The sequence below is a fragment of the Psychrobacter sp. M17(2026) genome (assembly GCF_055699815.1).
In genome coordinates this window covers 1707089-1719247 of the sequence record NZ_CM146741.1, presented here as the reverse complement: position 1 = coordinate 1719247, position 12159 = coordinate 1707089, and the positions used below count along the sequence as shown (strand labels likewise).

Annotated in this window: 13 protein-coding genes; 3 read left to right on the top strand and 10 right to left on the bottom strand. The window is 43.5% G+C overall.

The features are described from left to right. Positions 1-40: 40 nt before the first annotated feature. Positions 41-1351, top strand: coding sequence for an arsenic transporter (locus tag ACR63T_RS07285; protein WP_472783541.1), 1311 nt, complete (start codon positions 41-43; stop codon positions 1349-1351). Between the two features lie 49 nt (positions 1352-1400). On the opposite strand, the gene cadR is transcribed toward ACR63T_RS07285, so the two are convergent. Continuing rightward, a complete protein-coding gene (gene cadR / locus ACR63T_RS07280; RefSeq protein WP_472783540.1) occupies positions 1401-1814 on the bottom strand; it encodes a Cd(II)/Pb(II)-responsive transcriptional regulator in 414 nt (137 codons plus the stop codon). A gap of 77 nt (positions 1815-1891) precedes the next feature. Here cadR and ACR63T_RS07275 point away from each other — a divergent pair, with 77 nt between their 5' ends. Next, on the top strand, positions 1892-2077 hold the full coding sequence (locus tag ACR63T_RS07275) for a hypothetical protein (protein ID WP_318282056.1): 186 nt from the start codon (positions 1892-1894) through the stop codon (positions 2075-2077). A gap of 6 nt (positions 2078-2083) precedes the next feature. Here the strand turns inward: ACR63T_RS07275 and ACR63T_RS07270 are convergent, their stop codons facing one another. The 4 genes from ACR63T_RS07270 to ACR63T_RS07255 all read right to left on the bottom strand — a co-directional run bounded on the left by ACR63T_RS07270 (position 2084) and on the right by ACR63T_RS07255 (position 5881). Continuing rightward, positions 2084-2764 (bottom strand): glutathione S-transferase family protein, encoded by a 681-nt coding sequence (locus tag ACR63T_RS07270; RefSeq protein WP_201573463.1) that lies wholly within the window; start codon positions 2762-2764, stop codon positions 2084-2086. A 172-nt stretch (positions 2765-2936) separates the two neighbouring features. Further along, positions 2937-3476, bottom strand: coding sequence for a peroxiredoxin-like family protein (locus ACR63T_RS07265; protein ID WP_305898247.1), 540 nt, complete (start codon positions 3474-3476; stop codon positions 2937-2939). A 110-nt stretch (positions 3477-3586) separates the two neighbouring features. Further along, positions 3587-4297, bottom strand: coding sequence for a haloacid dehalogenase type II (locus tag ACR63T_RS07260; RefSeq protein WP_472783539.1), 711 nt, complete (start codon positions 4295-4297; stop codon positions 3587-3589). A gap of 153 nt (positions 4298-4450) precedes the next feature. Then, positions 4451-5881 (bottom strand): patatin-like phospholipase family protein, encoded by a 1431-nt coding sequence (locus ACR63T_RS07255; protein ID WP_472783538.1) that lies wholly within the window; start codon positions 5879-5881, stop codon positions 4451-4453. A gap of 161 nt (positions 5882-6042) precedes the next feature. On the opposite strand from ACR63T_RS07255, the gene ACR63T_RS07250 reads away from it, so the two are divergent. Beyond that, the gene (locus tag ACR63T_RS07250; protein WP_472783537.1) at positions 6043-6690 is read left to right on the top strand and encodes a TetR/AcrR family transcriptional regulator; all 648 of its coding nucleotides are present in this window, start codon (positions 6043-6045) and stop codon (positions 6688-6690) included. A gap of 8 nt (positions 6691-6698) precedes the next feature. Here the strand turns inward: ACR63T_RS07250 and ACR63T_RS07245 are convergent, their stop codons facing one another. From ACR63T_RS07245 to ACR63T_RS07225, 5 genes are all read right to left on the bottom strand, one after another. Further along, positions 6699-7490: a sterol desaturase family protein gene (locus ACR63T_RS07245; RefSeq protein ID WP_472783536.1), complete on the bottom strand. Its 792-nt coding sequence runs from the start codon at positions 7488-7490 to the stop codon at positions 6699-6701. Next, complete coding sequence (locus ACR63T_RS07240; protein WP_472783535.1) at positions 7480-8151, bottom strand: CDP-alcohol phosphatidyltransferase family protein; 672 nt, start codon at positions 8149-8151, stop codon at positions 7480-7482. Before ACR63T_RS07240 ends, ACR63T_RS07245 begins: the two co-directional genes overlap by 11 nt. A gap of 59 nt (positions 8152-8210) precedes the next feature. Then, complete coding sequence (locus ACR63T_RS07235) at positions 8211-8921, bottom strand: ATP-binding cassette domain-containing protein (RefSeq protein ID WP_472783534.1); 711 nt, start codon at positions 8919-8921, stop codon at positions 8211-8213. A 70-nt stretch (positions 8922-8991) separates the two neighbouring features. Continuing rightward, complete coding sequence (locus tag ACR63T_RS07230; protein ID WP_472783533.1) at positions 8992-10758, bottom strand: ABC transporter permease; 1767 nt, start codon at positions 10756-10758, stop codon at positions 8992-8994. Then, positions 10755-12068: an ABC transporter substrate-binding protein gene (locus ACR63T_RS07225; RefSeq protein ID WP_472783532.1), complete on the bottom strand. Its 1314-nt coding sequence runs from the start codon at positions 12066-12068 to the stop codon at positions 10755-10757. The genes ACR63T_RS07230 and ACR63T_RS07225 overlap by 4 nt, the downstream gene beginning before the upstream one ends. Positions 12069-12159 lie beyond the last annotated feature (91 nt).

The window sequence follows — 12159 nt, the reverse complement described above, 5'->3', positions numbered from 1 at the left end:
TTGATACTTTTTAATATCCTTGCTTTATTAAGGCATTTGTATGCTCGCATTAGCAATTTTTATTGTCACTTTGACTTTAGTAATATGGCAGCCAAAAGGACTGGGCATCGGTTGGAGTGCGATGGGTGGCGCTTTAGTGGCGCTATTGTTCGGTGTAGTGCAGTTGTCTGATGTGGCTGTCGTCTGGGACATTGTTTGGGATGCTACTTTTACTTTTGTCGCGCTGATTATCATCTCTTTGATATTGGATGAGGCAGGGTTTTTTGGTTGGGCAGCGTTACATGTCGCTAGATTGGGCAAGGGTCAAGGTCGACGGCTATTTCCGATGATTGTTATTTTAGGCGCGTTTATTGCCGCTTTTTTTGCAAATGATGGGGCGGCGTTATTGCTCACGCCTATTGTTATCGCCATTCTACTACGCCTTGATTTTGCACCTAAATCAGCCTTGGCCTTTATTATTGCGACGGGCTTTATTGCCGATACCGCAAGCCTACCTTTAGTGACCTCCAACCTCGTCAATATCGTTAGCGCTAATTATTTTGATATTAGTTTCGGTCGCTATGCTCTGGTGATGGTGCCCGTGAATATAGTGTCAGTTATCGCGACATTATTAGTATTATGGGTCGCTTATGCGCGTCATATTCCTAAGCATTATGAGATAGATAATCTAAGTTTGCCAAAATCCGCTATCAAAGATCCGTTAGTTTTTAAAGCGGCCTTTCCACTATTGACCTTGTTACTTATCGCTTATTTTGCTACTGAGTCATTAGGACTGGTGATTTCAGTGGTGACAGGTATTGCAGCGCTAGTACTGATGGCCATTGCAGGTCGCTGGTGGCAAGGCGGCCGTGATACCAAGTTGTCTGTGACTGATGTTTTGCGCAAAGCACCTTGGCAGATCGTGTTGTTTTCAATCGGGATGTATTTGGTAGTTTATGGCTTAGGTAATGCTGGATTGACCGCTTACGGGGCGCAAGTGCTTAATTGGCTCGGACAGCAAGGCAATGTTGTTGCTACACTAGGGACTGGCTTTTTATCCGCTATTGTCGCCTCAGTCATGAACAATATGCCATCAACCCTGATCGGCGCACTTGCTATTGATAGTGCCCAAGTACCAGCGGCTACGCGTGAGCTAATGATTTATGCCAATGTCATTGGCAATGATTTGGGGCCAAAATTCACCCCAATAGGTAGCTTGGCAACCTTGTTATGGCTACATGTACTGGCAGAAAAAGACTATAAAATCAGCTGGGGTCAGTATATGAAAGTTGGTTTGTTAATCACGCCACCTGTACTATTCATCACCTTGTTAGCTTTGGTGTTTTGGTTGCCGATGTTAACCAGCATTTAATTTAGCAGGCACCTATTTGCACCAAAGCTGCGTCATGGTTGATATGCTATCAACTGTGATGACAAGAATTATCAGCAAGTGCATTCAGTATCCCGCATGATTTAGCTGGAGCTGCACTTGCACATTTTTGTCGTAACACCAGTAGATGCTGTTTTAATTGCGCCAACTCCTCCATACGTATTTTGACCGCTTCAATATGCTCATCAAATAGCACATTGACCTCATCGCAGTTCTCCTCAGGTTTGTCCCAGTACTGAAGTAGCGTTCGTACTTCATCCAAAGTCATATCGAGCGTCCGACAATGTAAGATAAATTGTAGACGTTCAATATGCGCTTCACGATATAACCGATAATTACCTTGGCTACGCGCAGGCTCTGGTAACAATTTCTCTTTTTCATAATAGCGAATGGTTTCGACCGTTGCACCTGTGCGTGTGGCAAGCTCGCCAATTTTGATTAGCATATTTATCTACTCAAATATAGTTTCTGTTATCTAAAACTATAAAGTTAACGAGATCGCCTTTTTCAATTGAGATGCTAATGTCCGTCGCGGCTATCGGTGCTCTTGTTATTGGAGAGGCCGAAGAAGCGGCTGATCGTGCCCGCACAGGCATCAAAGCCTTATCTTCGCTAGTGCCAAAGACTGCTATCTTATTGGACGCGCAAGGACAACAGCGTCAGGTACTAGCGACTGCATTGCTGTTTTTAATAATTGCTCATTGCTAAATGCTACTAAGCTTTTTTATCAAAATTTTGTGGAAACAGCGCGCGAGCAGCGACGTCATCAAAGTCAGTTTTGAATTCGATATCTTGCGCAATCTCTCGTGCTTCTTGTACAGCAGAACGCTCATTAATACTCATAAACCAACGTTTTAAATTGGGATAATGCTCTAATCCGTCATTACCTAAGACAAAAGCGGCTTTGTCGATCCAGCCCCACGCAGATATATCGGCAATCGAGTACTCATCGCCAACCAGATAATCGCGACCTGCCATGTGTTTTTCTAAAACCTCATAGTGACGCTGCGCCTCTCGCAGATAACGGTTGATCGCGTACGGCACTTTTTCAGGCCCTTTATGTCTAAAATGTACCGACTGACCAGAAAATGGTCCTAAGCCTGTCGCTATAAACATTAACCACGACAACATCTCACCGCGATCTTCAGGTTTCCCTGCTAACTTTCCAGTTTTCTCAGAGAGATACATTAAGATAGCGGTTGAATCAAAAACGCGCTTACCATCGTCAACAATAGCTGGTGTTTTAGCATTTGGATTAATAGTTAGATATTCTGGCGTATGCTGTTCACCTTTCATAGTATCAACAGCAATGAGCTCATAGGGTAGACCAGTTTCTTTTAAGAATAGCGCAACCTTCATTGGATTTGGCGTCTGATGAAAATAAAACTTAAGCATAGTGGTTCCCATAACATTATTATTTTGACAGTAGTAAAGGTAATTAAATATCAATACTGTAGAACCAGCTACCGAAATCAAGTTTAACGAATGACTTCAGTAGCTGGTTCTAGCAAACGTTGAGTTATTGAGCTTATTATTCTCAATTTCTATAATTATTTAAAAGTTAAGCTTAGATATGGGTACCGCGAATAGGGTAGTCGTTTTCTCGAATAAAGCTTAAGCCACTTGCCAGTGACTCAAGTTCAGGTCGTGCAAACGGAGCATTTGAGATATCAATGATATGAATTTCACCTTTAGCATTAATCACGAATACACCAGGCTCTGCAAAAGGATGGTCAGTCTCTTTTTCTGAACGTGGGTCAGAGATATAAAGCCCCAAAGTATTCATCTGCTCAACGCTTAGGCCATAAGCAATCGGGAAGTTGATATCTATCTTCTCTTCTAAGTGACTCTCTAACTGTTCTTTACTATCCGCTGATACCGCAATGATATCGACACCAGTATCATAAAATGATTTCTTGACCGTCTCTAATTGATTAAGGTATTTAGTACAAATCGGGCAGTGTTGACCGCGATACACTACCACTAATTTCCAATCATGACCGTTTTCAGGTTTGCCAAGTGATTTCGTATCACCATTTAGCATGGTTACTTCGATATCAGGGAATTTGCTGCCAGCTTGTGGTTTTTGGGTATTAGCATTTTGCATAGTTCTATCCTTTGACGTTTGTGTTGAAGGGAATGATTTGACTTGAGCTTTGATGCTTAGTCAAATAGGAAATATTTTTTATCAATGAACAAATTTAGTATAAGTACCTTTTAGGTTTGAAGCTGTTTAATAATCTGATCGCTAAGTGTGACCAGATCTAAGGCCATAAAGTCTGGTATTGGCACATTAGACGCAGGCAACATGGCATTATAAGGGCGCTTGAGGAACGCGCCTTGACAGCCAGCTGCTTGCGCACCAATCGTATCCCACAGATGACAAGCGACTAGGCAGAGATCTGACATCTCGACTGATAACTCTTTGGCGACCATCTGATACGTCTCAGACGCAGGTTTGAACTTTTCTACGATTTGAACGCTAAAATTATGCTCAAAAAACTCACTCAATCCTGCTTTTTCTAATGGTGTAGGAGATTCACTAGGTGATGAGTTGGTGAGGGTAACTAAGCGAAACCCTGCATCGCGCAATTGGGTCAATGCTGGCACGGCATCAGGATGAGCAGGCATTTTGCTCATGCGCTCTTTTAGCTCGTCAATATCGTCCTCTGTCAGAGCAACGTTATGAATATCAGCAGTCATCTGCAAAGCACCAACACCAAGCTCACCAAAAGGCGTATAAAGTCCAGATAAGGTCATGGCTTGCGAGTACAGTATCAATTGAGCGAACCACTCTCTTAATATACGCTCGTGACCAAATAGGCGCTTAAACAAAGGTGCAAGCGTTTCGATATCAAGTAAGGTTTCATTGACATCAAAGACTAGAATAGAAAAAGGTTTATCGTTCGCAGTTTTATTTTGAGTCATTGAATATCCTCGTTACCATTATTTTATAATATTTGGTTATAGTGTTAATGCTTCACTCTAAAGGAGATAGAATAGCGCTTCAAGTTAATTTGAGTAATCACTCAAATATTTTTGTTATTCTAGATAAAAAATTAGAATCTGGCGAATATTAGATCACTGTAAGGCTTGACGAAATTCTTGAAACTCTTCAGATTGATCCATCAATAGATTCCCTAAAGCGCGCAGGTCATCAACTTGCGCTGGTTGCAAACGAAAGGTCGTTGGCATAGCATCGAACTTTGCACGCTTAGTTTTATCTTTGATCTGATCAAAGGTCAATGTAGCAAAATGTACTTCGACCTGAGGAGACCCTGTTGGACGCTGAGCGTTGACATGCTCGCCCCATTGTAAAAATTCTTTTTTAGCGGATGAAATAGTCTCGTTATTTAAAGTACCCAAGGCAACTTCGCTCGCCGCCGAAATAGTCTCGATGAAACTCGGATCTTCGCTCTGAACGGACCACTCATGCTCTGAGTAAGTTTGGGCGTTGGCGACGACGACCAGCACTTGTTTGACCTGACGCAACTTGTCAGGACTGAACGCACCTGCCATATTAGGGACATCACCGTATTGAGTCACAGGGCTCATCATTGAGCCACGTACGCCTAGATTATCAGTGACCCCGCCATCTACCAACCGCACTACTGGCATGCGATCTGGTTGCGAGTATCGATCCAATGCGCGGGCTATGGCATAACTGCGTGGCAAATGATCGTCTTGATTTAGCGCTTTTTTGACCCAAGGCTGAGAACGCTGAGGACAGTCAGAAAAGTTGCGTAGGGCAATAGGGGCAAAGATGCCAGGCACAGAAGAAGATGCCATTACCGCATTGGCCACAGGGTAGCTAGATAAGTCTGAACATAAAAAATCGAACTGCTGCTGGGTGAACGAAAAAGTCATAGCATTATTTAGGTCGCTCGCATTAAGAATAATAAACGGCAATTTGCCACGGCCTATGTCAGCAAAGCTCTTTTGTCGAAATAAGCTCTCATGTAAGTTATTGGCGACTAGGTCACCGCGATTATATTCAGAGCTGCTCATCGCTATCAGGCTTTGTGGTCGTATCGCCAGCCTCATCAGTCGTGACTGCCAGTCCTCATATAAGAACTCTGGCGCAAATCGCTCAAAGATTTCATCCCCAAATAAGCCATAATAAGCGGCGGTGTAGCTCCCACCTGATACTGAAGAGATGACGTCCACTTCATCTAGTAGCCTGCGCTCCACGCCATTTATCATCACTGGCGTATCACGTAGCTTTTCGAGTACGCCATAGCTCAGTGCTGCTGCGCGCGTACCGCCACCAGAGAAAGCAAGCACCACAAAAACATCATCTGAATTACTTGGCAAGTTATTTTTAAAATTATAACGAGTACTTGTCTTCTCTGTTATTGGCATATTCCAGACTCGCGGCGTACAACTGGTCAGCAGAAGGAATAAAGAGATAAGGATTATCAATAACCACATAATGCGCAATCGAGAAGACACGCTTAGACTTGAGAGTTTTTGAGACAGACTGCCATTGTGAGTAAACAAATTTTTATACATGTAAGTAGCCTCGACGGTAGTGGACGCTTATGTGGTTTGACTATCCTATCTTAAGCACTATTTATAAACTTTAACTAGACTGTTATAGCGAGTCAAGATAAAATTGAGTAATCACTCATATTGCAAAGTAATTTTTTACTTTATCTTTATTAGATAATTTTATGACTGTAAAAACGGAAGGAATTATGGCTCGTGCACAGCTTCACAATAGGCAAGACTCTTTAGATAGAGCTTTACAGCTGTTTTGGAAAAAGGGGTTTCATGCTACCTCATTAAAAGACTTGGAAAACGCACTCGATATGCGACCAGGCAGTATTTATGCCGCTTTTGGCAGCAAAGATGGGTTATTTCAAGAAGCGCTTGATCATTATGCGCACAAAGCCATGGTCGAGTTGCAACGTATTCTACAGGCGCATAGCTCACCATTATTAGGATTAGCCGCATACCTACGTTTGCTAGGCGGCATACGTGATGAAGTATTGCCGAGCCGAGCTTGCATGCTAGTCAAGAGCTTACTAGAGCTGGGTCAACGTGAAGAGCTGGCATTGGATAAAGTTGAGACGATGTTAGCTGGAATGGAGACTTATTTTACGAACTGCTTTATTGAGTCACAAGGTTTAGGTGAGATTGATCAACAGCTAGATCCTATCCGTCTTGGGCGTCGCTTACAGGCTGAGGTCATGGGTTTGCGTGCCTTTGCTCAGCGTGATGTCGATAGTCGCGCTGTCCATGAAGTTGCCGAAGATATGGCGCTATCGTTAGAAGTGCTTTATCAGGGTGATATCAATAACAGGGCAGTAACCAGTTAATAAGCCATTCATTTGTTCTGAAATGGCATCACTAGCAAGCGCCATAATGAAGCGTTTTGTTTGGCCATAGGATACTCAATCAAACCGATATCAAGTTGATTATCGGTTTTTTTTGCGACATCTTTATAGCTACCGAATAACTTATCCCACCAAATGACGCTAAAGCCATAGTTTGAGTTGGTCTCGCTGACGACTTGGCTATGATGTATGCGGTGCAAAATTTGGGTCATTAATATAAGGCGGGCTGGCTTTTCAATGGCTGCTGGCAGTCGAATATTGGCATGATTAAACAATGCCAAACCATTTAGCGCGATCTCAAATATAAGGACGGCTATCGCAGGCACACCTAAGATAATAACAGCAATCAGCTTTACGAGAATACTGAGTACGATTTCAAGCGGATGAAACCTAAGTCCAGTACTGGTATCGACATGCGCGTCGGCATGGTGGACCCGATGTAAACGCCATAAAATAGGAACGCGATGAAACAGTCGATGTTGCCAATATATCAAAATGTCGAGCAATAGTAGACTTGCTACAGTGACGACGATACTTGGCAACTCTATTAGATTGAATAAGCCGATACCATTCTTTTGAGCATAGAGTGCTACTGCAGTGAGACCAACGGGCACTGCTAAGCGCGCAATAAGCGATGAGGCAAATACCAAACCAAAATTTGCGAACCAACGCTTACTACTTTTAATGGACGATTGTCGTGCTGGTTTTCGCCATTCTAGCAACATCATTATGACTAAAACGCTAAAAAAGAAACCGAGTCGCCACCATACTTCATGTGTCATCGGTTGCTCCATTCGTTTCGGTTTTTATATTGCTTTGTATATTGGCTTCTTGGCGTTTGAGCGTGTGATAACCCCCATAGATGCGAGTAAAAATAGTAATCGTACAAGCAATGGCGAATAGCGTCGCGAACAAGGCGAAATGCTGCGGCCAAATACAAAAGGCGATAAAAAGCGCAATGGTTTCGGTGCCTTCGGTGAGACCATTGAGATAATAAAAGCTTTTATATTTAAACTGTGGTTTTTCAATATCGAACTTCTCTGCTGCAATGGCAAAAGCTAAAAAGCTTGAGCCAGTACCCATAAATGTCGCTAATAGTAAAGCGCCAGCAATAGCGTTCTGGGCAGGGTCAGCAAGAATAAATCCAAATGGAATCGCTGCGTAAAATAAGAAGTCGAGGGTAATATCTAAGTACCCGCCAGCACTCGAGCATTGGTTAGCATATCTTGCCAGCTCACCGTCGAGCCCATCAAAAATACGGTTTAAACCAATAGCCGCTAAGGCTGCATACCAATGTTCAAAGGCAAGTAGTGGTACTGCTAGCATGCCGATCAAAAAACCGACGACGGTTAATTGATCCGCCGTTATACCATAGCCATGTAGCTTCTTTACTACTGGACACAGTACAGGCTTAATAACAGGCGTAATATATTTATCTAACATTCATTACCTTTTGGCATTAAGTCTTTTAAGTGACAACTTATCACTCTAATATTAAGGTTTTAAACCGCTACTTGGATCACCTTGCCTTGTGTAGCTTCAGCATCACTATGATCATGAGTGACCATAATAGCAGGCAAGTTGCGCTCACGTATTTGCTCAAAAACTAACTGACGCGTCTCGACTCTTAATTGGGTATCAAGCTTACTAAACGGCTCATCGAGTAAAATAGCTTTTGGCTCGCTAAGCAGTAATCGTAATAAGGCTACGCGTGCTTGTTGGCCACCTGAGAGCGTGTCTGGATGACGATCGCCCATACCCGCTAAGCCTAATTGCGTCAATGCTTCGTCTATTTTTTCCAGCCGTTGTTTTTTATTGATCTTTTTACCATTTTCTTTATTAGCTTTAGGCATCGCAAAGGCAATATTACCCGCGACTGATAAGTGCGAGAACAGTAACGCATCTTGATACAGCACCCCAATATGACGCCGATGAGTTGGAAGGTGATTAATGCTTTGACCGTCCAATATTATCTCGCCACGAGCACTAAAACTACTGGTAAGCGTACCTGTTAGCCAGTTCAATAGACTCGATTTGCCGCTACCTGAAGGTCCCATGATAGTGAGTATCTCGCCACCATTGACTTGCTCATCGAGACTAAGCAGTTGCTTATCTTGCAAATAGAGCGTTAAGTTTTTTATCTGTAGAGCGGATTGCATACCGATACCTTTTATAGAGTGGACTTCTATCTCACAAGAGCTGTTAGCGATCATCTGTACTAATACTTTTTGCTGTTAAGCCTTGACACTTGACCGTGCCAATTCGCCACTTTGACTTGAATATTCAGACTTTGGCGCTTTTATACAAATACTTCGGTAATATCCATGCCAAAGCAAAACCAACAAGTGGCAAAATCATTTGGATAATGGCATATACAGCACTAGTGCGACGGCTGGCGCCATTGGCAAGGGTAACGGCCTCAGTGGTTATCGTCGCTATACGACCACCACCTGCCAGCAAAGTCGGCAAATATTGTCCAAAACTAACCGCTAGTCCCAAAGCAACGGCTATCAAAATAGGCGCAAAAAGTTGTGGCAATTTTACTTGAAAGAATACTTTGCTAGGGGCTGCACCGAGACTTGCAGCAACGTTAGCAAAGCGAGGATCTAAGCGTCGATAACTACTAGATAACGATAAAAAGATGTAGGGAAGTACAAATAGCAAATGGGTAAAGGCGACGTTAAAAAAAGCCGTTTGATTATTAATTAGTTGCTGCAACCACACTAAGCCAAACAAAAAGGCAATACTGGGTACCATCAGCGGTAAATAGATGATCAAGCTAGTAAACGGTGAGATGGTTCGATTGGTTAATTGTTCTGATTCTAGACATAGTAACGTCAGTACAATTGCAAATGCTGTGGTTATAAAACCAATGGTTAGCGTATTAAACAGCGGAATGCCCATTTGTGTAAAGGAGCTTTGGTAATGTAATAATACTAACTGCTCTGGCAACGCCGCTGGAAAACGCCAAAAGCCTGCAACAGACCACATCACTAAACCCGCCATGGCTAGTACTATAAAGCCGATAATTAAAACGGTGAGCACTACAGTGATCATTTGCCAGAGCGTATCGTTATACTGACGCCGACCGTTGGTCAAAGAGCCACGGGATATGATATTGATTGCTTTTTCGCCAGATATCCATAGGGCAATTAAACCGCCCGTCAATAAAAGCTGTAATACTGCCCCAGCAGACGCTTTAATCCGCAAGTTTAGATCGACATCATTAAACCATTGTACGATAGCAACGGCAAGGGTCGGAGGCGTATTAGGACCTAGTATTAAAGGTATCTCAACGCTAGCACTAGCATAAGCGAGTACTGCAAATAAGGGCAGGCGCAATAGCGGATAAAGGCTTGGCCATACCACTTTAAAAAAGGCAGTCATTGGATAGTAACCTAAGTTAACTGCTACTTTATAATGCCCGCGCAATTTTTTACCTAGCTCGGGCTGAGCTAACACGCCTAACGCCATCAGTACTAAAAAAGGCATCTCTTTTAGCGTTAAGCCTAGAATAATACTAATACCATAAGCATCATGCGGCAGTATACCTTGTGGCGCTAGCTCCCAACCCGTCAACCAAGGTGAAATCAGCCGAGCAAACATCCCTGATGGCGCAATCAAAAACCCAACAGCAATCGCTGCCGCTGCATGTGGAATCACCAAGATAGGGCTAAATAAGCGCTCAATACGGTTTAACCATTGGCTATTAAAAAAGGTTGCCAAAATCATCACAGTGAGGATCATGGCCAGCAAAGTGCTAATAAAACCTGTTGCTACACTTAAACTGATCATCTTTATCAAACCTGGCGTTTGCCAAAGCGCCCTAAAACCTTGCAGGCCGAATGTTGTTTGCTCAAGTGCTGGCGCCCAACCAAAAGCCGGCAATAGCACACTGAGCAAACCCCCAAGTACGGGTACGATCAAAAGTACCAATAACAGGCGCGGACTCATAGTCACCAGGCGCGTAAAGCGATCAGGTTTGTATCGTCCGGTAACTGCCTTATGGTTCGGTTCTTTGGTGAGCGTATTATCAGGTGTTGTACTCATGAGCTCGCCCCATAACGTTGCTCCCAGCCCTGCAAAATTGCTGCAACCCAACTTGGATGCGGTTCGCTGACCACACGTTTGATGCTATTTACAGGTAGGGCACTCGGATGTGGCTGGCTTGATTTGAATAATGCTTGTTGCTCAGTAGTGAGCGTAGATTGTACTAACACAGTGCGATCACCCCAAACCGTTGGGATTTGCTTCTGTGCCTGAGCCTCAGGGCTAAGTAAAAAATTAGCAACCAGTTGTGCGCCAGCTTGATGGCTGGCGTTATAAGGAATAGCAACAAAGTGAGTATTGCTTAAGCTGCCATCATCCATCGCGTAGCTACGAATACTTTTCGGTAAGTCGTAACGTTGTACGGCTGCTGGCACAGTAGGTGCGGAGAAAGTAAACGCCAAGCTCAGCTCAGTATCACCAACCAAACGCTGCATCTGCTCCCCACTTTGCATAAAGTAGTCGCCATTACGCCACAATGAAGGATGTAATTCATCCAGAAATGCCCACAGTGGCTCTAGTACCAGCGCTGTATTTTGCTCCGTTGCAGGCTCATTGAGCTGTGCTGATAGGTTTTTTTCGATACTTTCAGCTCTTTGCTCATGCAGCATAATCAAAGCATACTTCAAAAAACTCATACCCAAAAAGTCAGGTGGCTTTGGATAGCTAAAGCGTCCAGGATGTGCCGCGCTCCAGCTTGCAAGCTCACTTAACGTGGTCGGCGGTTGATTATCTACTGAGCCATCAATGGCTAAGTTATCATAATAAAAAGTGAGTGATGCCTGACCCCATGGTGATTCCATACCGTCGGTCGGAATACCAAAGTCGAGCGTTACGGTAGGGTTATTAGCAGGATCGGTCAGCGCAAAATTAGGGAGCTTATTGGCCCACTGTTTGCGTAGCAATGAGTGCTCGCTCATAGTGGCAAAATTAGCACCATTGATCCAAACCAAGTCAACACTACCTTGGCTATTATTATTCGCAGATTTCTCTGCCAGTACGCGACTGACGGCTTCGCTCGTATCGCTGAGTTTGACATGCACAAGATTAATGTTGTACTTAGCTTTGACTTGACGAGCGACCCATTGCAAATAGGCATTTATCTGCGCATCACCGCCCCAAGCATAGAAATAAACGTCTTGGTTTTTACCTTGCGCTTCTATCTGCTGCCAGTAGGGTGACTCCTCAACTGTCACGCGAGTGTTAGTTATAGCCATACTCGAAGCTATACTGACTACAATAAGAACAATGATAAGCGCTATCCAGTGATAGCGATAGCGGGTTAATAGTGACCTAGGAGTAGTAATGAGCATCTCAATTCCATTTTGAGCGATAGGGGCTATTCTTTATCTATGAATTTCTTTTTAATTCTTACGATAAGTAGGTTTCATACTCTTTAAAACC